The 21600-nt window shown below is 57.4% G+C and carries 20 protein-coding genes; 17 read left to right on the top strand and 3 right to left on the bottom strand.

Annotation, left to right across the window (positions count from 1 at the left end):
- Positions 1–12 precede the first annotated feature (12 nt).
- The 11 genes from AC07OT_RS12440 to AC07OT_RS12390 all read left to right on the top strand — a co-directional run bounded on the left by AC07OT_RS12440 (position 13) and on the right by AC07OT_RS12390 (position 12779).
- On the top strand, positions 13–1137 hold the full coding sequence (locus AC07OT_RS12440; protein WP_495108187.1) for a glycosyltransferase: 1125 nt from the start codon (positions 13–15) through the stop codon (positions 1135–1137).
- Positions 1138–1161: 24 nt separating this feature from the next.
- Positions 1162–2241, top strand: coding sequence for a non-hydrolyzing UDP-N-acetylglucosamine 2-epimerase (gene wecB / locus AC07OT_RS12435; protein WP_495108186.1), 1080 nt, complete (start codon positions 1162–1164; stop codon positions 2239–2241).
- A gap of 5 nt (positions 2242–2246) precedes the next feature.
- Positions 2247–3455 carry a glycosyltransferase family 4 protein gene (locus tag AC07OT_RS12430; protein WP_495108185.1) on the top strand — a complete coding sequence of 403 codons (1209 nt, stop codon included), beginning with the start codon at positions 2247–2249 and terminating at the stop codon, positions 3453–3455.
- Positions 3456–3580: 125 nt separating this feature from the next.
- The gene (locus AC07OT_RS12425; RefSeq protein WP_141157088.1) at positions 3581–4792 is read left to right on the top strand and encodes a glycosyltransferase family 4 protein; all 1212 of its coding nucleotides are present in this window, start codon (positions 3581–3583) and stop codon (positions 4790–4792) included.
- Positions 4793–5137: 345 nt separating this feature from the next.
- Positions 5138–5998: a dTDP-4-dehydrorhamnose reductase family protein gene (locus tag AC07OT_RS12420; protein WP_495108184.1), complete on the top strand. Its 861-nt coding sequence runs from the start codon at positions 5138–5140 to the stop codon at positions 5996–5998.
- Between the two features lie 18 nt (positions 5999–6016).
- Positions 6017–7027 (top strand): polysaccharide biosynthesis protein, encoded by a 1011-nt coding sequence (locus AC07OT_RS12415; RefSeq protein ID WP_495108183.1) that lies wholly within the window; start codon positions 6017–6019, stop codon positions 7025–7027.
- Positions 7020–8147: a non-hydrolyzing UDP-N-acetylglucosamine 2-epimerase gene (wecB, locus tag AC07OT_RS12410; protein ID WP_495108182.1), complete on the top strand. Its 1128-nt coding sequence runs from the start codon at positions 7020–7022 to the stop codon at positions 8145–8147. The genes AC07OT_RS12415 and wecB (AC07OT_RS12410) overlap by 8 nt, the downstream gene beginning before the upstream one ends.
- A 7-nt stretch (positions 8148–8154) precedes the next feature.
- Complete coding sequence (locus AC07OT_RS12405; protein ID WP_495108181.1) at positions 8155–9111, top strand: UDP-glucose 4-epimerase family protein; 957 nt, start codon at positions 8155–8157, stop codon at positions 9109–9111.
- A 56-nt stretch (positions 9112–9167) separates the two neighbouring features.
- On the top strand, positions 9168–11159 hold the full coding sequence (locus AC07OT_RS12400; protein WP_141157093.1) for a polysaccharide biosynthesis protein: 1992 nt from the start codon (positions 9168–9170) through the stop codon (positions 11157–11159).
- A gap of 94 nt (positions 11160–11253) precedes the next feature.
- Positions 11254–12276 (top strand): MraY family glycosyltransferase, encoded by a 1023-nt coding sequence (locus AC07OT_RS12395; RefSeq protein ID WP_495108180.1) that lies wholly within the window; start codon positions 11254–11256, stop codon positions 12274–12276.
- 170 nt (positions 12277–12446) lie between these two features.
- Complete coding sequence (locus tag AC07OT_RS12390; protein ID WP_495108179.1) at positions 12447–12779, top strand: ComEA family DNA-binding protein; 333 nt, start codon at positions 12447–12449, stop codon at positions 12777–12779.
- A 17-nt stretch (positions 12780–12796) separates the two neighbouring features.
- Here the strand turns inward: AC07OT_RS12390 and AC07OT_RS12385 are convergent, their stop codons facing one another.
- Complete coding sequence (locus tag AC07OT_RS12385; RefSeq protein WP_495108178.1) at positions 12797–13375, bottom strand: TetR/AcrR family transcriptional regulator; 579 nt, start codon at positions 13373–13375, stop codon at positions 12797–12799.
- A 131-nt stretch (positions 13376–13506) separates the two neighbouring features.
- Between AC07OT_RS12385 and AC07OT_RS12380 the strand changes: the two genes are divergently transcribed.
- Together AC07OT_RS12380 and AC07OT_RS12375 are read left to right on the top strand one after the other, a co-directional pair.
- Complete coding sequence (locus tag AC07OT_RS12380; RefSeq protein ID WP_495108177.1) at positions 13507–14151, top strand: GntR family transcriptional regulator; 645 nt, start codon at positions 13507–13509, stop codon at positions 14149–14151.
- 15 nt (positions 14152–14166) lie between these two features.
- The gene (locus tag AC07OT_RS12375; protein ID WP_495108176.1) at positions 14167–15015 is read left to right on the top strand and encodes an urea carboxylase-associated family protein; all 849 of its coding nucleotides are present in this window, start codon (positions 14167–14169) and stop codon (positions 15013–15015) included.
- Positions 15016–15021: 6 nt separating this feature from the next.
- Here AC07OT_RS12375 and AC07OT_RS12370 read toward each other — a convergent pair whose 3' ends face one another.
- Together AC07OT_RS12370 and eat are read right to left on the bottom strand one after the other, a co-directional pair.
- A complete protein-coding gene (locus tag AC07OT_RS12370) occupies positions 15022–15189 on the bottom strand; it encodes a DUF2897 family protein (RefSeq protein WP_003172675.1) in 168 nt (55 codons plus the stop codon).
- 110 nt (positions 15190–15299) lie between these two features.
- Positions 15300–16664 carry an ethanolamine permease gene (gene eat, locus AC07OT_RS12365; protein WP_495108175.1) on the bottom strand — a complete coding sequence of 455 codons (1365 nt, stop codon included), beginning with the start codon at positions 16662–16664 and terminating at the stop codon, positions 15300–15302.
- Between the two features lie 414 nt (positions 16665–17078).
- Here eat and kdpF point away from each other — a divergent pair, with 414 nt between their 5' ends.
- The 4 genes from kdpF (at position 17079) to kdpC (ending at position 21555) form a co-directional block, all read left to right on the top strand.
- The gene (kdpF, locus tag AC07OT_RS12360) at positions 17079–17168 is read left to right on the top strand and encodes a K(+)-transporting ATPase subunit F (RefSeq protein WP_003218754.1); all 90 of its coding nucleotides are present in this window, start codon (positions 17079–17081) and stop codon (positions 17166–17168) included.
- Between the two features lie 9 nt (positions 17169–17177).
- Entirely contained in the window at positions 17178–18872 is a 1695-nt protein-coding gene (gene kdpA / locus AC07OT_RS12355; RefSeq protein WP_065928096.1) for a potassium-transporting ATPase subunit KdpA, read from the top strand.
- 9 nt (positions 18873–18881) lie between these two features.
- Positions 18882–20945 carry a potassium-transporting ATPase subunit KdpB gene (kdpB, locus tag AC07OT_RS12350; RefSeq protein WP_425375798.1) on the top strand — a complete coding sequence of 688 codons (2064 nt, stop codon included), beginning with the start codon at positions 18882–18884 and terminating at the stop codon, positions 20943–20945.
- Positions 20946–21009: 64 nt separating this feature from the next.
- Positions 21010–21555, top strand: a complete 546-nt coding sequence (kdpC, locus tag AC07OT_RS12345) for a potassium-transporting ATPase subunit KdpC (RefSeq protein WP_141157100.1) — start codon at positions 21010–21012, stop codon at positions 21553–21555.
- Positions 21556–21600 lie beyond the last annotated feature (45 nt).

Here is a 21600-nt window from a genome sequence, read left to right as displayed (position 1 = left end):
CAAGGTTTTACTTTGAAAAGCATACTGATAATTTCTTTTTCCGTTATTCATAGCGATCCTCGGGTCATGCGGCAGGTTCGCTTGCTCGAATCTGATTACCAGGTGACTGTGGCCGGCTATGGCCAAAAGCCTGATGCGAATATACGTTTCGTAAACCTTGAGAAATCACCCGCGAGTCTGCCGAAGAAGCTGTTTTGGGCGGCCAAGCTGCTGGCCGGTGCGTTTGAAAACTACTACTGGAATCAGCAACAGGTCCGCAGCGCCCAGGCTCTGCTGAGCGCCGACAGTTTTGACCTTATCATTGCCAATGATCTTTCCAGTGCGCCGCTGGCGTTGAAGTTGGCGGGTGCTACGCCAGTGCTGGTGGATGCGCACGAGTACTCGCCTCGGGAATTCGACGATAAATGGGCGTGGCGGTTGCTGTTTGGTCGTTACAACCATACGTTGTGCCAGCGCTACCTGCCGTTGGCCGCCGGCATGGTTACTGTTTGCCAGGGCATTGCCGACGAATATGGGCGTGTCTATGGGGTTCAACCGGTGGTTGTTCATAACGCGCCACTCGATCAGAAACTGGCGCCATCGCCTGTCAATGAACACCAGGTTCGTCTGATCCACCATGGTGCCGCCATTCGGTCTCGTCACCTGGGCGTCATGATCGAGATGATGCAGTACCTGGATCAGCGCTTCAGTCTGGATTTCATGCTGATGGAGTCGGATGCGGCTTACATGAAGGAGCTGCGCCAGGCTGCCAGCGCAGACGTGCGGATCAGGTTTATCGAGCCCGTACCGATGCCGCAGATATGCCAGGCGCTCAGTGGATATGACATGGGCGTCTATCTGCTCCCACCGGTCAACTTCAACCATGAGCATGCGTTGCCCAACAAGTTCTTTGAGTTTGTGCAGGCCCGTCTCGGGGTTGCCATCGGCCCTTCGACTGAAATGGCTACGCTGCTGAACAAGTATCGCTGTGGTGTGGTTGCTGACTCTTTTACCGCCCAAGCGCTGGCCGCCTCCATGAATGCGCTCAGCGCTGAAGATATCGCTGAATTCAAGCAAGCGTCGCATCGCGCGGCCAGTGAACTCAATTACGAGCATGATGGAAAGGTTCTGCTCTCGGAAATCACACGGCTGCTCTGAACACCGTCATTTATGAGTGAATTTATGAAAATTGTTACCGTCGTCGGTGCTCGTCCTCAGTTCATCAAGGCCGCTACTGTCTCTCGTGCAATGGCAGAGCAAGGCGACTGCGTTGAAGTCATGATCCATACCGGACAACATTTCGACGCGAATATGTCGGATGTTTTTTTTCAAGAACTGGAGATCCCTAAACCCGCCTACAGTCTCGGGGTGGGAGGCGGGAGCCACGGCCAGAACACGGGGCGCATGATTGAAGCCATTGAGGCTGTACTGATCAAGGAGTGTCCGGATGCGGTGCTGGTCTACGGGGACACGGACTCTACCTTGGCTGGCGCGCTGGCGGCCGCCAAGTTGCACGTACCCATTGTTCATGTCGAAGCGGGGCTTCGTTCCTTCAACCGGGCCATGCCTGAAGAAATCAACCGCAAGTTGACTGATCACCTCAGTGATTTGCTGTTGACCCCGAATCAGCAGGGTATCCAGAACCTGGTGCAAGAAGGTATCACCGGTTCGCACGTCATCAACGTGGGTGACGTGATGTTTGATGCAGCTTTGTACTTTGGGGCAAGAGCCGACGAGACCAGCAAGATTCTTCAGACGTTGTCACTGGCCCCAAAAGCGTATTGGTTGGCGACCGTGCATCGTCAGGAAAATACCGACGATCCACTGCGTCTGCAGCGCATCTTTGATGGCTTGTCCCGGTCCCCGCTGAAAGTCGTCCTGCCCTTGCATCCGCGGACCCGTAATCGCCTCGCTGATCAAGGGATAGTCATGCCTGCGAATATCCTGATAGTGGAACCGCTCGGGTATATCGACATGGTCATGCTTGAGAAGCACGCCTCACTGATTGTCACTGATTCCGGCGGCGTGCAAAAAGAGGCGTATTTTCATCGGGTTCCCTGCCTCACGCTGAGGGATGAGACCGAGTGGCTGGAATTGATCGATATGGGCTGGAACCGCCTTGCTTCGCCACTGAGCGACGATTTTTTCAGCGCATTTGAACAGGATTATCTGCCGGGCACGGCAGATGGCGAGCCTTATGGTGACGGTCAGGCAGCAGGCCGGGTTGTTCAGTCACTTCGTCTCGCTTCAGGCCAGAGGTAGTTCGGGTGCGAGTCTTGTTCCTCCACCCGGCAGCGGCATTCGGTGGCGCATCCAAGAGTCTGATCGAGTTGTTCGGGTGTCTGCGCGCCTACGGTGTGAAGGGCACGGTGTTAAGCCCCTCCGGTACCGTCTGCCAGGCTTTTATTCAGGCGGGAATGGATGTCAGGGCGGTCAAGGGGTTGAGTCAGTTCGACAACACCCGTTATGGCTATTATCGACGCTTGCGATGGATCATTCTGCTGCGCGAGTTGTTCCTGCTGCCCTTTTCCCTGATCGCCCTTTGGCGCTTGCGGCATGAGCGCTTTGACGTGTTGCATCTGAACGAAGTGACGTTGCTGCCCTTGGGGATACTAGCGAAGTTATTATTGCGCATACCGATGGTGGTGCATGTGCGGTCTCTGCAGCGTCCTCCCCGTCAGGGTGTGCGTACAAGGCTTGTGAGTGCGGTATTGCAGCGTTTTGCCGATGCGGTCGTGCCTATCGACCATACGGTAGCTGCTACCCTTTCAAACGATTTGCCTCTGCGCATTGTGCATAATGGCCTGAGTATTGATGGTCCGCTGAATGAACGGTCGCCACGGGATAGGGATAAGCCTGTACGAGTCGGGTTCGTGGGTGGGCTCATTCCTCTGAAAGGGATTTATGAGCTTGTGGAAGCCATGCGAGTCCTCAGGGACCGTCAGGTTCGGATCGAATGCTGGATTGCTGGTGAGAATGCACGGGATCTTTCCGGGCCCAAGGCTTGGGTGCTGCGCAAGCTTGGATTTGCACACGACGTACGTAGCGATCTCGAATGTTTCATCGTAAAGCATGGCCTGCAAAGCCATGTGCGCCTGATGGGTTTTGTAGACGATGTCCGGCAGTTGTATCCGCAGCTCGATATTCTGTGCTTTCCTTCCCATCTTGATGCGGCGGGCCGGCCGGTGTTCGAGGCGGCGTTCTACTCAATTCCAAGCGTGGTTGCCGTGGCGAACCCCGTACCGGACGCGATAATTCATGAGGTGACGGGGTTGGCCATACCCCGCTCTGATCCAGAATTACTCGCTAATGCCTTGCAACGACTGGCAGGGGACGACAAGTTTCGTTTGACCCTTGGCCGCCAGGCTCGCCGGTGGGCTGAGGATAATTTCGCCATCGAAGTGAATGCCCGGCTTATGTACCAGATTTATCAGGATGTCTGCGGTGTGACATCCCAGGATATTCACCAGGGATAATCACTGGTCTGGTCAAAGGCATCTGAATTTGCTCAAGCGTGCGCAGGTGGCTGGCCGATCTTGGCCAGCCACCTTGCCAGGCAGAATACCTCGCTCGAATCAATGATTGAGTACCCCGATTCCCTATGAAGATTCTCGTTGTCTCGCAATACTTTTGGCCCGAAAGCTTCATCATCAACGACATCGTGCGTACCCTTGATGAGCAGGGCCATGAGGTGGTTGTGGCTACCGGCAAGCCCAATTACCCGGATGGCAAAATATTTGAGGGCTATAGCGCCAAGGGCACCCAACGCGAGCGCTACCTTGGGAAGATCGATGTGCTGCGCGTTCCGCTCTGGCCAAGAGGGGAAGGCGGCGCGAAGAACCTGATTTTCAACTACCTGTCGTTCGTCTTCGCCGGCCTGCTTTTTTTACCGTGGATGCTGCGTAAACGAGAGTTCGACGCGATTCTGGTCTTTGCCCCTTCGCCAATCCTGCAGGCTGTTCCCGCGATTCCGTTGAAGTGGCTGAAGAAGGCCAAGCTTGCTTTGTGGGTGCAGGATCTGTGGCCGGAAAGTCTCTCTGCCACCGGATTCATTCATAACCGGTATGTGTTGAGGCTGGTGGGTGAGGCGGTCAAGGTCATCTATCGCCATTGCGACACGCTGCTGGTGCAGTCGCACGCATTTGTAGAGCCGGTTGCCCGGTACGCGGCACGCGAAAAAATCCAGTATTACCCTAACTCAATGGACACGCGGGGGGCGCAGTCGCCGTTTGTTGTTCCGCCTGAGCTGGATGCAGTGCTCACGCAACATTTTTGCGTAGTGTTTGCGGGCAATCTGGGCACCGCTCAAGCCCTCGATACACTGGTCGAGGCAGCATTAAAGCTGCGTGATGACGCGCAGATTCGCATTGTACTGGTTGGCAGCGGGAGTCGTCTGGACTGGCTCAAATCGCAGAAGTTGGCCCTTGAGCTGGACAATCTGGTGCTGCCGGGGCGCTTTCCGGTAGAGGCGATGAGCGCGATTTTCAAACGATCATCGGCGTTGTTGGTTTCGCTGACTGATGAGGAAGTTTTTGCCCAAACTATTCCGAGCAAAATTCAGGCGTATCTTGCAGCGGGACGGCCGATCATCGCTTCGATGAACGGCGAAGGCGCGCGCGTGATCGATGAAGCAGGCGCAGGCCTGACTTCGCCTGCTGAGCAAGTTCCTCCTCTGGTGGCCAATATTCGGCTCCTGAAGGCTATGGACACGCAAGAGCGAGCGGCAATGGGCGAAGCCGGGCGGGCGTACTTCGATGCCAATTTTGACATGGACAGCCAAGTGAGCCGCTTGGTCGGGCTGTTGCAGCGCTAAAGGGCGACGCAACCATGTCAACGTGCGCAAGCGTTTGATAACGTTCAAGGCGCACACATTGATCTGCTCGAAGTCAGAGAGCGTCATCTGCGAACGGCTTGAATGCGTGTTAGTTGTTGGGGCGTTATTTCAAGTGGCTGTAATACTGTATAAGCGCATGAGGGATTGATGTGTCGGTGTGAAGCAAACTCAATTCAGGTCATGTAAGTCTTCAGTATGTAAAGTATTTCCATGCAAAGTTGTAGACTGTTCGTTTTCCTTTTTTGAACGTCTTTATTCTGTTATTTATTGATGGGGTTTTTTCTCGTCTTTTCCAGATCTGAAAATATAGAAGGTTCATGATTCATGGCACGTGTTCTTGTTCTTGGCGTTACCGGCATGCTCGGCAGTGCGGTCTTCAAGGCTTTCAGTTCCGACTCGGAACATGAAGGGTGGGGAACGTTGCGAAGCGCTGCCGGACTGCGACACTTCCCTGCCGCCAACCACGAGCGTCTCCTGTCGGGCGTCGATGTATTGGATCAGGACTCGCTTGTTGCGGTGCTAGCCCGGGTTCGCCCTGACGTCGTGATCAATTGTGTAGGTCTGATCAAGCAATTGGCCGATGCCAACGACCCATTGACCGCATTGCCGGTCAACTCCCTGTTGCCGCATCGGTTAGCGCGATTGTGCGCCCTGAGCAACGCGCGCCTTATTCAGATCAGTACTGACTGCGTCTTCTCGGGTAAAAAAGGCGGTTACCTGGAAAGCGATGTGTCAGATGCCAGTGATCTGTATGGGAAGTCCAAGTACATCGGCGAACTTCATGACGTGCCCAATGCGGTCACCCTACGAACCTCCATCATCGGGCATGAGTTGAATTCCAGTCACTCCCTGGTGGACTGGTTCCTGTCACAACAGGGCAGCACACGCGGTTTTTCCAAGGCCATTTTCTCTGGCCTGCCCACCGTTGAATTGGCCCGCGTCATGAAAGACTTCGTCATTCCGCACCCGGAGCTCAATGGTCTGTATCATGTGTCCGCAGATCCAATTGCCAAGCTCGACTTGTTGACGTTGATTGCCAACCAATATGGCAAGTCAATCGAGATCCGCCCTGATGCCGCATTAGTCATCGATCGCTCGCTCAACAGTGAGCGCTTCACCCAGGCAACTGGATACAAAGCACCAGCCTGGCGACAGCTCATTGAGCTGATGCACGCCACTCGCTAACGAATTCGGAAGGTTTACATGTTCGACGACAAGGTATTGATGATCACCGGTGGCACCGGTTCCTTCGGCCATACGGTCCTCAAGCGTTTTCTCAATACCGCTGTGCGCGAGATTCGCATCTTCAGTCGTGATGAGAAAAAGCAGGAAGACATGCGTATCGCCTTGGCCAACGACAAGGTCAAGTTCTACATCGGTGATGTGCGTGACTACGACAGTCTTTCCCAGGCAATGGTCGGTGTCGATTACATCTTCCATGCCGCTGCGCTGAAGCAGGTACCCTCCTGCGAGTTCTATCCTATGGAAGCGGTGCGCACTAACGTACTGGGCACCGAAAACGTGCTGAATGCCGCTATTGCGACGGGCGTGCAGCGAGTCGTTGTATTAAGCACCGACAAGGCTGTTTATCCGATCAATGCGATGGGCATTTCCAAGGCGATGGCCGAGAAGTTAATGGTTGCCAAGTCGCGCATGATTCCGGTCAAAGGGCCGGTTATTTGTGCAACACGTTATGGCAACGTCATGGCTTCGCGTGGCTCGGTCATTCCCTTGTTTGTCGATCAACTGCGCAAAGGTGAAGTGCTCACCGTTACTGACCCTGAAATGACACGTTTCCTGATGTCACTTGAAGACTCGGTCGACCTGGTCCTGCACGCTTTCGAGCACGGCCAGCAGGGCGATTTGTTCGTCCAGAAAGCCCCGGCCTCCACTGTCGGTGACCTGGCTGAGGCGCTGAAGCAGCTGTTCGCCAAGAGCAATGCTGTCAAGGTGATCGGTACTCGCCACGGCGAGAAACTCTATGAGTCCCTGGTGTCTAGGGAGGAAATGGCCAAGGCCGAGGATATGGGCCGTTATTACCGTATTCCAGCAGATAACCGTGACTTGAATTACAAAAAGTACTTCGTTGAGGGTGAGCAGCTTATCTCCGATCTGGATGATTACACTTCCCACAATACAGAGCGTCTGGATATACCTGGTATCAAGGCATTGCTACTCAAGCTTGATTACATCAAGGAGCAACTCGATGCTTAAGGTCATGACACTCGTCGGCACGCGTCCCGAGCTGATCAAAATGAGCCGGGTCATCGCCGAACTGGATCGTCAGGTCAATCATGTCCTGGTGCACTCGGGTCAGAACTACGATTACGAACTCAATCAGGTGTTCTTCGACGATCTGGAAATTCGCAAGCCTGACCACTTCCTCGGTGCGGCCGGCGATACCGCCGCGAAAACCATCGCCGAAGTCATTGCCAAGTCTGATGAACTCTTCGAGTTGGAACAGCCTGACGCGTTGCTGCTGTACGGCGACACCAATACATGTCTTGCAGTGATCGCTGCCAAACGTCGCAAAATTCCGGTATTCCATATGGAGGCCGGAAACCGCTGCTTCGATCAGCGGGTGCCTGAGGAACTTAACCGCAAAGTACTGGACCACCTCAGTGACATCAACATGGTCTTGACCGAGCATGCTCGTCGTTATCTGATCGCCGAGGGCATTCGTCCAGAAACGATCATCAAGACAGGCTCGCACATGCAGGAAGTTCTTGAGTATTACATGCCCAAGATCGAGCAGTCCGATGTGTTGGCGCGCAGTGGCCTGGAGCAGGATAAGTTCTTCATTGTCAGCGCCCACCGCGAGGAGAACGTCGACACGCCGGATAACCTGCGTGATTTGCTGGATACGCTGCGCTCCCTGGCGGACCACTATGGTTTCCCTCTGATCGTCTCGACGCACCCTCGTACGCGCAAGCGTCTTGAAGCGTTGGGCGAGTCTCTTGACCATCCGCTGATCCGCTTCGTCAAACCGTTCGGCCTGTTGGATTACATCAAGCTGCAGATGTCAGCGTTTTGCGTGCTGTCCGACAGCGGCACCATTACCGAAGAGGCTTCGCTGTTGAGCCTGCCGGCGGTGACCTTGCGCAACGCCCACGAGCGCCCCGAAGGTATGGACGAGGGGACATTGATCATGAGCGGCCTCAAGCGCGAGTCCGTAATGGATGCGGTTCGAGTGGTAACCAGTCAGCACGCGCGCGAGCAGCGCAAGGTGCCAGTGGTTGCGGATTATCAAGGTGGTCCGGTTTCATTGCAGGTGGTTCGTGTTGTGCTGAGTTACACCGATTACATCAATCGTACGGTGTGGAAAAAGGCTTGAGATCGTTATGACACGTGTTCTTCTGACCGGAGCCAGTGGCTTTGTCGGGGCTGCGGTTCAGGCTCGTCTGCTGGATGATCCCGGGTACGCGGTGCGTTCGGTCTATCGGCGGCTGCCGTTATCGCCATTCGCGGGTCTGGAAGTCTGCCAGGTCCAGGGACTTGAACCGCATAACGACTGGCAGCCGGCCCTTGAAGGGGTCGACGTGATCATCCACTGTGCCGCTCGAGTCCATGTCATGGACGAGCGTGAAGCCGATCCCTTGGAGGCCTTCCGGCACGTGAATGTGCGGGGGACATTACGCTTGGCAGAACAAGCGGCGGAGTCCGGTGTTCGCCGTTTCATCTATCTGAGCTCAATCAAGGTAAACGGTGAGGGGACTGTGCCGGGCCACCCTTTCTCTGCGGATGACCTGCCCGCTCCAGCAGATCCCTATGGCATCTCCAAGTTGGAAGCGGAACAAGCATTGCTGAAGCTCGCAGCTGAAATGCAGATGGAAGTCGTGATTATTCGTCCGGTGCTGGTGTACGGCCCAGGGGTGAAAGCCAACTTTCGTAGCATGATGGCTTGGCTCAATCGTGGCGCGCCTTTGCCGCTGGGTACGATTACCAACAAACGAAGTCTGGTGGCATTGGACAATCTGGTCGACCTGATAGTGACCTGCATACACCATCCTTGCGCTGCGAATCAGGTGTTTCTGGTGAGCGACGATGAAGACCTGTCTACGAGTGAACTGCTACGGCGGATGGCGCGGGCACTGGGTCAGCCGGCACGTCTGTTGCCATTGCCCATGTGGCTGTTGAGCGTCTTTGCGCAAATACTTGGAAAAAAAGCAGTATCTCAACGTTTGTGTGGGTCGCTTCAGGTCGACATCAAAAAAACCAAGACACTACTTGAGTGGACTCCTGTGATCAGCGTCGACGGGGCTCTTGAAAAAACGGCAAAAGACTTTCTGGAGCATTGAGCGTGGAAGGGAAGGGCGGTGGGCAATTCGAAAGTCGAGCGCAGGAAGCTCGGACAATGCGTGAGCGTTTATTAAATTTGCCGCGTAGCTACAAGCGTATCTTGCAGTTGATGGTCGATGTGGTGTTGGTCTGGTTGGCATTGTGGCTCTCTTTTGTCGTGAGACTGGGGATTGAGCAACCGATCAACCCGTTTGGTGATTACGCATGGTTATTCATCGCTGCACCGATTATTTCTGTGCCTATTTTTATCCGATTTGGCCTTTACCGAGCGGTGATGCGTTATTTCGGTAATGAAGCGTTGGTCAGTATCTTCAAAGCCGTGGCGTTGTCGGCGCTGGTGTTAACGGTTTACGTCTATTTGTACCGCCCTAACGTATTGGTCCCACGTTCGTTGATCATCAACTTCTGGTGGCTGAGTCTGCTGATGATCGGCGGGTTACGGTTGTTCATGCGTCAGTATTTCCTTGGTGACTGGTTCCTCGCCGGTCAGCATGTGCCGTTTCTACGCCAGGACGATGACGCCACCAAGGTCGCTGTTTATGGCGGGGGCGCGGCAGGTAATCAGTTGGTCGCGGCGCTGCGGTCGGACAAATCGATGCGGCCGGTTGCTATCATTGACGACGACGCAAGTATTGCGCGCCGGGTCATCGCCGGCCTCAAGGTTTACCCTTCTTCTGATATTGAGCAGATGATCGCGGAGACTGGCGCAACCGAAGTTCTGCTGGCCATCCCTTCTGCCTCGCGTGCTCGACGCCGTGAGATGTTGGCTGCACTTGAGTGTTATCCCGTCCACGTGCGCACGATTCCGGGGTTCATGGACCTGGCCAATGGTCGTGTCAGTGTCAGTGATCTGCAGGAAGTTGATATTGTCGATCTGCTCGGTCGCGATCCCGTTGCGGCGCAGCAGGCTCTATTCGAGCGCTGCATCCGTGATCATGTTGTCCTTGTGACGGGGGCCGGCGGCTCCATTGGCTCGGAATTATGCAGGCAGATTCTCACCAGTCAGCCGACGGTGCTGATCCTGTTCGAACACAGCGAATTCAATCTCTACAGCATCCAGACCGAACTGGAGAAGCTGATCCAGGATGAAGGGTTGGACTTGGAGCTGGTGCCGATCCTGGGTTCGATTCGCAACAGTGAGCGTCTGCTGGATGTGATGCGTACCTGGAAGGTTAATACGGTTTATCACGCAGCAGCCTATAAGCACGTGCCCATCGTCGAACATAACGTTGCTGAGGGGGTGTTGAATAACGTCCTGGGGACGTTGCTCACCGCCCAGGCTGCCGTGAAAGCAGGTGTGGAGCACTTTGTACTGATCTCCACCGACAAGGCGGTGCGACCTACCAACATCATGGGGTGTACCAAACGACTGGCTGAGATGACTTTGCAGGCGTTGAGTCGAGAGCCCCAGCCGTTGCTGTTCGGTGAGCCTGATATGCAACCGTGTACCAACAAGACACGTTTCACCATGGTGCGCTTCGGCAATGTATTGGGCTCGTCTGGCTCAGTCATTCCGTTGTTTCGGGAACAAATAAAGAATGGTGGCCCTATTACGGTGACCCATCCGAACATGACCCGCTATTTCATGACCATCCCTGAAGCTGCACAACTGGTCATTCAAGCTGGCTCCATGGGGCAGGGCGGCGATGTGTTTGTGCTCGATATGGGGCAGCCGGTGAAAATTGCCGATTTGGCCGAAAAGATGGTGCACCTGTCGGGTCTATCCTTGCGCACTCACGAGAGGCCCAGCGGGGACATCGCGATTGAGTTCACCGGGCTGCGTCGTGGTGAAAAGCTCTATGAAGAATTGCTGATTGGGGACAACGTATCGCCGACCGAGCACTCGATGATCATGCGTGCCGACGAGGAGCACCTGCCATGGGAACCATTCAAACTGGCCATTTCGGCATTACTGGATGCGGTCAACGCGGATGATTATGTCCAACTGCGCAAATTGCTCGGCGCTACGGTGAGTGGCTACGTTCCCGAGTGCCAGATTGTCGATCTGATTCACAGACGCCGTCAGGAAAATGCTGACGGCTTTTGAACGACACAGTAATTGAATTGCCATTTTCTGGGGCCTGTATCAGGCCGAGATATCAGTACCAATAAAAATTTTTGTTTTTGGAGTTGTTCGGATAATGAACTATTGGTGGCTGATTCCGGCATTGACCGGACTTTCCTTTTTTCTGACTGCTGCCCTGCGTCGTTATGCGTTGTCGCGAAAGATGCTCGATATTCCCAATGGTCGCAGCTCGCACTCCATCCCTACGCCTCGCGGTGGGGGCGTTGCTATTGTATTGAGCTATATCGTGGCGTTGGTCGGCATGTACGCCGGAGGGCTAATTCCCGCTACGGTGTTTTACGCATTAACCGGAGCAGGGGTGTTGACTGCCGTTGTGGGTTTCTTGGATGACCATGGGCATATAGCCGCACGCTGGCGATTGTTGGCGCACTTCGCGTCGGCGATATGGGCAGTGATGTGGCTCGGAGGGGTGCCAGCCATAAGTCTGTACGGCTTTAACATTGATATCCGTTGGGTTGGGTACGTTTTCGCTGTCGTTTATTTAGTGTGGATGCTTAACCTTTATAATTTTATGGATGGCATTGATGGTATCGCCGGCGTGGAAGCGATGACAGTTTGCCTGTGTGGTTGTCTCTTATACTGGGTCAACGGCACGCCTGCGCAAGGTTGGTCATTAGTTGCCTTGGCGAGTTGTGTCGCAGGTTTTTTACTTTGGAATTTTCCGCCAGCCAAAATATTCATGGGCGATGCCGGAAGTGGATTTCTTGGCATGGCATTAGGCGTTCTATCACTCCAGGCGGCTTGGATCTCGCCCACGTTTTTTTGGGCCTGGCTGATACTCCTGGGCGTGTTCATTGTCGATGCCACGTTCACGTTGTTACGCCGTTTGGTACGAGGAGATAAGGTCTACGAAGCCCACCGTAGCCATGCATACCAGTTCGCATCACGCCGATTAGGCGCACATTTGCCTGTTACCCTGGCGGTAGGAGCAATCAACATTTTGTGGCTACTGCCTGCGGCATTGTGCCTGCTGATCTACGATTTGGATGGTGCGACGGTATTGACAGTGGCTTATGTTCCACTGGTTTTACTGGCAATCAAATTTCGAGCCGGTGAGTTGGAGCGTAGCATTGCATAACGTAAGGAGGATGGAATGTTACTTGGTGTAAGTTCAATAACTTGATAGGCAGGCGACTGCTTCACATCCTGTAATGGACACGTTTTTGACAGTTGCCTGATATCACCTAAGTTAGAAAAGCAGCTTCGGAAAAGCTGCTTTTCTCTCAACGATGTCATGGAGCGTCACCAATGCAAAACACCTACCTCACCTCCCTAATCTTCGCCTTCCTCACCAGCCTCTCCGTCGCCACCAACGCAGCCCCGTCCATCAAACCCGAAGCCCAAACCCCGATCACCGCCCAGATGACCCAGGGCGAGCAATCTACCAAGGTCAACCTGAACGCCGCCGACGCCGAAACCCTGCGCCGTGACCTCTTCGGTATCGGTGCCGCTAAAGCCAAGGCGATCATCGCCTATCGCGACAGCAATGGTCCGTTCACGGCGGTGGATGAGTTGTTGGAAGTAAAGGGGATCGGCAAGGCGTTGCTGGAGAAAAATCGCGACAGGTTGGCCATCAACTGATCTATCCAGGAGGCCGGTCATTGATCGGCCTTTTTAGCCTCCGGGTTCTGCGTTTTCAGGCGTTCGCGCACCACGGCCATGATCCTTGTTGCCAATTGAGGGTCTTCAACACTCCTGGCCAGTACCAATGCACCCACCAGTGTCGACATCATCACCAGGCTCTCTGCATCACACCGCTCCTCTCCCAATGCTGTTTCTATTTGCTTGAGCCTTGCGTCGAGCACCTTGTCCGTTGTCGCGCTGGGGTGGCCTCTCAGTCCCAGCTCTGAAGACATCGTTGGCAACGGGCAGCCCTGGTCCGGGGAGGTCAGGTGCCATTCCGACAGGTAACTGTCGATAAACGCGCTCAACGGCTGCTCCTGGCTGAACAGCATGTCGCAATGGGCGTCCAGGTCTGCAGCCGCCGCCTGCAGGGCTGTCTCCACCAACTCGCCCTTGGATTTGAAATGCGCGTAAAAGCCGCCATGGGTCAGGTTCAAGGCTTTCATCAGTGGCTGCAGGCCGGTGGCGTCGATGCCGTCGCGGCGAAAGCGCGCAGAGGCTTCCTTGATGATGCGTTGGTGGGTTTGGGCTTTGTGGTTTTGTGAATAACGCATAGGGCAGCCTCGGTTACAGGCGGGCATTTTAACCAACTTGACCTTTTTTACACACTCGTCGGTATGCAGGGCGTTGGCATGAAATGTGATTACATCTAGACGGAAGATTGTTCAACAATCGTGAGGTGGTCATGACGCTCAGTTTGTCTTTAGCCGACCAGATTGCCCTGGAGCTGCGTGCCGACATCATTGCGGGGCGGTTATTGCCAGGCATGGCATTGGTCGAGGTGGATCTGGTCAAGGCCTACAGTGCGTCGCGCAATACGATTCGCGAAGCCTTGCACCGTCTGGGGCAGGAGGGGTTGACCCGTTATGTGCGCAACAAGGGCGTTATGGTGCGGCGGTTGGAGCGGGAGGAAATCCGCGACCTGTTTGTAGTCCGCCGTACCCTTGAATTGCAGGCCATCGCCGGAAGCGATGCCTTGACGCAGGAGCAATCCGAGCGCCTGCAAAACGCTATTGACGCCACCTCCCTGGCCCGTGAGCGCGAGGATTGGCGGGCGGTGGCCACCCACAGTTTGCTGTTCCATCAGCACATCGTCGGGTTGATGGGCAGCCCGTTGTTCGATGAGTTTTTTGCCCAGGTCATCGCCCAGTTGCGCCTGGTGTTTTGCGCCGCGCCTGATGAGCAACGTTTCCAGTCGCCCTGGCTGGAGCGTGATCGTGAGATTTATCAATGGCTGGTCAAGCACGACAAATTGGCTGCAGGGGAGGCAATGAGCCTGTACCTGGATGATTCGGAACGCCTGTCCTTGGCCCTGTTTACCCACTCCTGATCGAGGATCTGCACCATGTACAAAGACTATCCGGCCGCTTATCAGGTCAGCAAGGGTTCGGCGTTGCAGGTCGACGCGGCATTTTACGAGCGCATTCGTGACCGAAAAGATCAGCGCAGCTTGATCGAGCAGTTCGAGGTACCGATTCGCACGGGCAGGGCGTGGAAGGTGCCCGCCGGGCATGTGTTTCGTGTCACCACGCCCGTGGGCCCGCAGGTGGGGGACTTCAATGTGTGGAACGCCAATGACCCCCGCGAACGTCTTTGGGCTGCACGTACCCGTCAGTTGCAGGGGGCGCATGTGAGCACTCATGACCGGCTATGGTCGAATCTGCCATTTCTAAGGCCACTGGTGACCATCACCGATGACAGCCTGGCCAGTTACGGCATCGATGAGCACGGCGGGCGTCTGCATGACTTGCTGGGGACGCGGTGCGATCCCTATGTGAACCGCATGCTCACCGGCGAGGACTTCCATCACCATTGCCACTCCAACCTGACCCGCGCGGTATTACCCCACGGTCTGACGGAATTCGACGTGCATGACGTACTGAATATTTTCCAGTGCACGGGCCTCAATCACGAGGACATGTATTTCATGAAAGCCTGCCCGGCGCAGAAGGGCGATTACCTGGAGTTCTTTGCCGAGATTGATTTGCTCTGCGCGCTTTCGACGTGCCCGGGCGGGGATTTGTCGCTGCCGATGTGGGGGCCGGATGCGCAGGATCCGCTGACGGTGTGCCGTCCGTTGGGGGTTGAGATCTATCGGCTGGAGGACGAGTTGCTGGACGGCTGGAGTCAGCCGGAGCGTGCTGCCTATAAAGGGCAGCACGGGTTGCAGATTGCCAAGGCGGATTGGGAGTAAGCGGTCCTAGCGGTCCTGCGCGTCCTTGGCATCCGCCTGGGCGTTGCGTTCGGCCACGCGTTTGCGTTGTTCGTCGGTGAGTTCCACCTTGTTGGCGCTGTCACGCAGCATCATCAGCCCTCCGACGATCGACCCGATCGCAACCACCATAATCAACCACGCATACCACGGCATAAGGCTCTCCTTGAGGCAGATTACCGTCGGAGAATTTTCCCACGGCAATAACTACTTTGAGTGACGGGCTTTCTGAGTAGTTCAGTGTAGGCCCGTTCTGCCTCGAAACCTTAGAGCCCGGTCAACATTGCGTCTGCCGGTGCATCGGCACGATCCTGTGCGGTCATTTGGAAGTAGATGAAACCCACGGCCATAAAGCCGAGGAAGATCAGCCCGATCAGCGTGTTGAACCACGCCATGGCCACTAGGCACACCACGGCCAGCGCCAGCGCAATGCCGGGCACGATCGGATAACCCGGCGCGCGGAAGGTACGTTCCAGCAGCGGTTCGGTCTTACGCAGTTTGAACAGGCTGAGCATGCTCATGATGTACATCACGATGGCACCGAACACCGCCATGGTGATCATCGCCGCGGTCAATGTCATGCCGCCCAGGTTGATCAGGCCATCGCTGTAGATGGCGGCGATGCCGACCACGCCACCGGCGATGATTGCCCGGTGTGGTGTCTGAAAACGCGATAATTTGGCGAGGAAGGAGGGCAGGTAACCGGCGCGGGCCAGGGCGAAGAACTGGCGCGAGTAGCCCAGGATAATGCCGTGGAAGCTCGCCACCAGGCCGAACAGGCCGATCCAGACCAGCATGTGCAGCCAGCCGGAGTTGTCGCCCACCACGGTTTTCATCGCCTGCGGCAGTGGATCGTTGATGTTCGACAGGGTGCGCCAGTCGCCCACGCCGCCGGCGAAGAACATCACGCCCATGGCCAGGATCACCAGGGTCAGGATGCCGCTGATGTAGGCCTTTGGAATGGTGCGCTTAGGATCTTTCGCTTCCTCGGCCGCCATGGCCGCGCCTTCGATGGCCAGGAAGAACCAGATGGCAAACGGAATCGCCGCAAACATCCCGGCAATCGCCGGGGCGCCGAAGGTATCGGAACCGGCCCAGCCGTTCAGGGCAAAGTGGCTGAAGCTGAACGCGGGCGCGACCACGCCCATGAACACCAGCAGCTCGGCGACGGCGAGCACGCACACCACCAGCTCGAAGGTCGCGGCCAGTTTTACGCCGAGAATATTCAGCCCCATGAACACGATGTAGGCACCGACGGCCGCATGCTTGGGGTCCAGGGCCGGGAACTGCACATTCAGATACGCGCCGATCGCCAGGGCGATGGCAGGCGGTGCGAAGACAAATTCGATCAAGGTGGCGAGGCCTGCGATCAAGCCGCCTTTCTCCCCAAAGGCGCGACGACTGTAGGCAAACGGCCCGCCTGCGTGAGGAATGGCAGTAGTCAGCTCGGTGAAACTGAAGATAAAGCAGGTGTACATCGCGGCGACCATCAGCGAGGTCACCAGAAAGCCCAAGGTCCCGGCCACGCCCCAGCCGTAGCTCCAGCCGAAGTATTCCCCGGAAATCACCAGCCCGACGGCAATGCCCCATAAATGCAGGGTGCCCAAGGTGGGTTTGAGTTGTGTGTTCATCGTGCTGCGCTCCCTGAACGGTTTGGAATGATTCAAGGTGTTGCAGCGGCCATGCCAGCCTGAGAATCATTGTCGTAAAGCGGCGCAACTGTCGTGTGGGGGATGGTTTGGCGTTTGAAATTTGCCGGTGTCGCACCAGATAGGTGCGGCGGTCACGGTGCCGGCGCTATCGGGAGCAAGCCCCCTCCCACAGGTTGACTGGCGCTCGGCATGACAACGCGGTCAAGTGTGGGAGGGGGGCTTGCCCCCGATAGCGCCCGCCCAGACGCTGGAAACCCCCAGTGTAAACCCCGCATAAACCCACTCTTTACGCCATCTTTACGCCCCGCCCAGCCCGTCGCTCTCGTTCCTTTACGCCACTCCTGCGGACAATTGCCCCACACGCGGCACTCGCCGCTAAACGGAGAGACTTCCATGAGCGTTCTGGACGGGGTGTCACTGCTATTGGCCGTGGCGCTGTTCATTTATCTGCTGGTTGCGCTGTTACGCGCGGATCGGAACTAGGAGCTGGCCATGCACAGTTATGACTATTGGCTGATCATTGCCTTCTTTGCCGTGGTACTGGTGCCGGCACCGTTCCTGGGGCGGTTCTACTACAAGGTGATGGAAGGCCAGCGCACCTGGCTGAGCCCGGTGCTGGGGCCTGTCGAAAAAGCCTGTTATCGCCTGTCGGGGGTGGATGAACATCAGGAACAAAGCTGGCAGAAATACATGCTCGCCTTGCTCGCGTTCAACCTCGCGGGCTTTTTGCTGTTGTTCGCGATCCTGCTGTTCCAGGACTATCTCCCACTGAACCCGCAGAAATTGCCGGGCCAGGAATGGACCCTGGCCTTCAATACTGCGGTCAGTTTCATGACCAACACCAACTGGCAGTCCTACAGCGGTGAGGCGTCCCTGAGCTATCTTAGCCAGATGGCTGGCCTGACCGTGCAGAACTTCGTCAGTGCGGCCACCGGCCTGGCCGTCCTGGTCGCGCTGTGCCGTGGGATCGGGCGCAAATCCGCCAGGACCCTGGGTAACTTCTGGGTCGACATGACCCGCGCGACGCTCTACGGCCTGTTGCCGTTGTGCCTGGTGCTGGCGCTGTTCCTGGTATGGCAGGGCGTACCGCAAACCTTCGCGCACTATGTGGATGCCGTGACCCTGCAAGGCGTGGATCAAGTGATCCCCCTGGGCCCGGCAGCCAGCCAGATTGCGATCAAGCAACTGGGCACCAACGGCGGCGGCTTCTTCGGCGTCAACTCGGCGCACCCGTTTGAAGACCCGACCGCCTGGGCCAACCTGTTCGAAGTGGCTTCGATCATCCTGATCCCGGTGGCGTTGGTATTCACCTTCGGCCACTACGTGAAAGACCTGCGTCAGAGCCGCGCGATCCTTGGCTGCATGCTGGCGCTGTTCCTGATCGGCGGCGCCACTTCCCTGTGGTCCGAATACCAGCCCAACCCGACCTTGAACAACCCGGCCGTCGAGCAGACCGCGCCGCTGGAAGGCAAGGAAGCGCGCTTCGGCACCACCGGCACGGTGTTGTGGTCGGTGACCACCACCGCGGCATCCAACGGTTCGGTCAACGGCATGCAAGACAGCCTCAACCCCCTCAGTGGGATGGTGGCGCTGGTCAACATGATGGTCGGCGAAGTGATCTTCGGCGGCGTCGGCGCCGGTATGTACGGCATGTTGCTCAACGTGTTGATCGCGGTATTCCTGGCCGGCCTGATGATCGGCCGCACCCCGGAATATCTGGGCAAGAAACTCCAGGCCAAGGAAGTGCAACTGCTGGTAGTGACCCTGCTGGTGATGCCGGTGGGTGTGTTGGTACTGGGTGCCATCGCCGCGAGCCTGCCCGGCCCAGCCGGCGCGATCAGCAACCCTGGCCCTCATGGTTTCAGCCAATTGCTGTACGCCTACACCTCGGCCAGCGCCAACAACGGCTCGGCGTTCGGCGGTTTCAGTGCCAACACGCCGTTCCACAACCTGATGCTGGGCCTGGGCATGTTGATCGGCCGCTTCGGCTACATCCTCCCGGTACTGGCCCTGGCCGGCAGCCTGGCGATGAAGAAGACCGCACCGATTGGCCAGAACAGCTTCCCGACCCATGGTCCGCTGTTCGTGACCCTGTTGACCGTGACTATTTTGCTGGTGGGCGGCCTGACTTTCCTGCCGACGCTGGCGCTGGGGCCCATCGCTGAACACTTGAGCATGGGCTTCTAACAAGGGGATATGAACATGAATATGCCTGCAAAAAACGCGGCCCCGGTCAAAACCCAGGAACCCGCCAAAACCGCCGTCTCGGCCCTGTGGCGCCCGGCGCTGGTCCAGGCGTTCGTCAAGCTGGACCCGCGCCAGCTGCAACGCTCGCCGGTGATGCTGGTGGTCGAGCTGACCGCCATCCTCACCACCGTGCTGTGCTTTGTGCCCGACACCGCCGTACCGACGTATGTGGCCGTGCAAATCGCCGTGTGGCTGTGGTTCACGGTGCTGTTCGCCAACTTCGCCGAAGCCTTGGCCGAAGGACGCGGCAAGGCCCGTGCCGACAGCCTCAAGGCTGGCAGCGAAGGCCTGAGCGCGCGGCGTAAGGAAGCCGATGGCAGCTTCAAGGTCGTGCCGGCCACCAGTCTGCGTAAAGGTGATGTGGTGCGTGTGGCCGCCGGGGAAATGATCCCCGGCGATGGCGAGGTCGTCGAAGGCATCGCAGCGGTCAACGAAGCGGCGATCACCGGTGAATCCGCGCCGGTGATCCGCGAGTCCGGTGGCGATCGCTCGGCCGTCACCGGCAACACGCGGCTGGTCTCGGACTGGCTGCTGATCCGCATCACCGCCAACCCCGGCGAGTCCACCCTGGACCGCATGATCGCCCTGGTCGAAGGCGCCAAACGTCAGAAAACCCCCAACGAAGTCGCGCTGGATATTCTGCTGATCGGCCTGACCCTGATCTTCCTGCTGGTGGTTGTGACCTTGCAGCCCTTCGCCCACTTCGCCAATGGCAGCTTGCCCCTGGTGTTTTTGGTCGCACTGCTGGTGACGCTGATTCCTACCACCATCGGCGGCTTGTTGTCGGCCATCGGTATTGCCGGCATGGACCGCCTGGTGCGCCTCAATGTGATCGCCAAGTCCGGCCGTGCCGTGGAAGCGGCCGGTGACGTGCACGTGTTGCTGCTGGACAAGACCGGCACCATCACCTTCGGTAACCGTCGGTGTGCGGCGGTGGTTGCGGCGCCTGGCGTCAGTGGCAAGGAAGTGGCCGAAGGTGCGTTGTTTGCTTCTTTGGCCGATGACACGGCAGAAGGCAAATCCATTGTCGAATACCTGCGGGCTCTGCACCCGCAGGCCGAGCCATCCCTGGATGAGCTGACCGCGGTACCGTTCAGCGCCGAGACCCGCTTGTCCGGTGTCGACTACCAGGGTCGCGTGTTCCGCAAAGGCGCAGTGGATTCGTTGCTGGCATTTATCGGCCAGCCACGCAGCGACCTGCAACCGGCATTGGCGCGGGAAATCGACAAGATCGCCCAGAGCGGCGGCACGCCCTTGCTGGTGTGTGCCGACGGCAAATTGCTCGGTGCGATCCACCTCAAGGACGTGGTCAAGCCCGGTATCCGCGAACGTTTCGCCGAGCTGCGCAAGCTGGGCATTCGTACGGTGATGGTCACCGGTGACAACCCGCTGACGGCCGCTGCGATTGCTGCCGAAGCCGGTGTGGATGACGTGCTGGCCGAAGCGACCCCGGAGAAAAAACTCGCGCGCATCCGTCACGAGCAAAACGACGGCCGCCTGGTGGCGATGTGCGGCGACGGTGCCAACGACGCCCCGGCACTGGCCCAGGCGGACGTCGGCATGGCGATGAACGACGGCACCCAGGCCGCCCGCGAGGCCGCCAATATGGTCGACCTCGACAGCGACCCCACCAAGCTGCTGGACGTGGTGCAGATCGGCAAGGAGTTGCTGGTGACTCGCGGCGCGTTGACCACCTTTTCCATCGCCAATGATGTGGCCAAGTACTTCGCGATCCTGCCGGCGTTGTTCGCCTCGATCTACCCGCAGTTGGGCGTGCTCAACGTGATGCACTTGCAGAGCCCCCAGAGCGCGATTCTCTCGGCCATCGTGTTCAACGCGCTGATCATCGTGGTGCTGATTCCCCTGGCGCTGCGCGGTGTGCGTGTGCAGGCCGCGAGTGCGGCGGCGTTGCTGCGGCGCAACCTGCTGATCTATGGCCTGGGCGGGTTGCTGGTGCCGTTCGTGGGCATCAAGGCGATCGACATGCTGCTGACCGCGCTGCACCTGGTGTGACCCGATGCCTGTGGGCACCACCCCGGTGCCCACAGGTTGCAAAGACTGAATTGAGGAATTTGAAATGTCCAACATAATCCGCCCGGCCCTGAGCCTGCTGGTGCTCATGACCCTGATCACCGGCGTGGCCTACCCACTGGTGGTGACCGGTGTCGCCCAAGTCGCCTTCCCGGACCAGGCCAACGGCAGCCTGGTGCGCGATGCCAGCGGCAAGGTGCGTGGCTCCAGCCTGATCGCCCAGGAGTTTACCGGTGACAGCTGGTTCCATCCGCGCCCTTCGGCGGGGGCCTTTGCGACGGTTTCCAGCAGCGCCAGTAACCTCGGCCCCAGCAACCCGGCCTTGGCCACCCGCGTGTTCGATGACGCGAGCAAGCAATTGGTGCCCGGCCAGGGCCCGGTGCCCTTGGTGTCGCTGACTACCTCCGGCAGCGGTCTTGATCCACACTTGCCACCCCAGGCGATTGCCTATCAACTGGCACGGGTGGCTGCCGCGCGAAATGTGCCGGTATCGACCCTGCAACGGTTGATGGATGAACATATCGAAAGCCCGCTGGTGGGGCCGCCGGTGGTGAATGTGCTGGCGCTGAACATGGCCCTGGAAAAACTCTGAACCCTGTGGGAGGGGGCTTGCCCCCGATAGCAGAGTGTCAGTCAA

The sequence above is a fragment of the Pseudomonas sp. GW821-FHT09C10 genome, assembly GCF_059418085.1.
Note: the sequence above shows the minus strand (reverse complement) of the source record. Positions and strands in the feature narration are given on the sequence as shown.

Coding starts and splice junctions, on each gene's coding strand:
- wecB (WP_495108186.1), top strand. CDS start 1,162: ATGAAAATTGTTACCGTCGTCGGTGCTCGTCCTCAGTTCATCAAGGCC.
- AC07OT_RS12425 (WP_141157088.1), top strand. CDS start 3,581: ATGAAGATTCTCGTTGTCTCGCAATACTTTTGGCCCGAAAGCTTCATC.
- AC07OT_RS12420 (WP_495108184.1), top strand. CDS start 5,138: ATGGCACGTGTTCTTGTTCTTGGCGTTACCGGCATGCTCGGCAGTGCG.
- AC07OT_RS12415 (WP_495108183.1), top strand. CDS start 6,017: ATGTTCGACGACAAGGTATTGATGATCACCGGTGGCACCGGTTCCTTC.
- wecB (WP_495108182.1), top strand. CDS start 7,020: ATGCTTAAGGTCATGACACTCGTCGGCACGCGTCCCGAGCTGATCAAA.
- AC07OT_RS12405 (WP_495108181.1), top strand. CDS start 8,155: ATGACACGTGTTCTTCTGACCGGAGCCAGTGGCTTTGTCGGGGCTGCG.
- AC07OT_RS12400 (WP_141157093.1), top strand. CDS start 9,168: ATGCGTGAGCGTTTATTAAATTTGCCGCGTAGCTACAAGCGTATCTTG.
- AC07OT_RS12395 (WP_495108180.1), top strand. CDS start 11,254: ATGAACTATTGGTGGCTGATTCCGGCATTGACCGGACTTTCCTTTTTT.
- AC07OT_RS12390 (WP_495108179.1), top strand. CDS start 12,447: ATGCAAAACACCTACCTCACCTCCCTAATCTTCGCCTTCCTCACCAGC.
- AC07OT_RS12385 (WP_495108178.1), bottom strand. CDS start 13,375: ATGCGTTATTCACAAAACCACAAAGCCCAAACCCACCAACGCATCATC.
- AC07OT_RS12380 (WP_495108177.1), top strand. CDS start 13,507: ATGACGCTCAGTTTGTCTTTAGCCGACCAGATTGCCCTGGAGCTGCGT.
- AC07OT_RS12375 (WP_495108176.1), top strand. CDS start 14,167: ATGTACAAAGACTATCCGGCCGCTTATCAGGTCAGCAAGGGTTCGGCG.
- AC07OT_RS12370 (WP_003172675.1), bottom strand. CDS start 15,189: ATGCCGTGGTATGCGTGGTTGATTATGGTGGTTGCGATCGGGTCGATC.
- eat (WP_495108175.1), bottom strand. CDS start 16,664: ATGAACACACAACTCAAACCCACCTTGGGCACCCTGCATTTATGGGGC.
- kdpF (WP_003218754.1), top strand. CDS start 17,079: ATGAGCGTTCTGGACGGGGTGTCACTGCTATTGGCCGTGGCGCTGTTC.
- kdpA (WP_065928096.1), top strand. CDS start 17,178: ATGCACAGTTATGACTATTGGCTGATCATTGCCTTCTTTGCCGTGGTA.
- kdpB (WP_425375798.1), top strand. CDS start 18,882: ATGAACATGAATATGCCTGCAAAAAACGCGGCCCCGGTCAAAACCCAG.
- kdpC (WP_141157100.1), top strand. CDS start 21,010: ATGTCCAACATAATCCGCCCGGCCCTGAGCCTGCTGGTGCTCATGACC.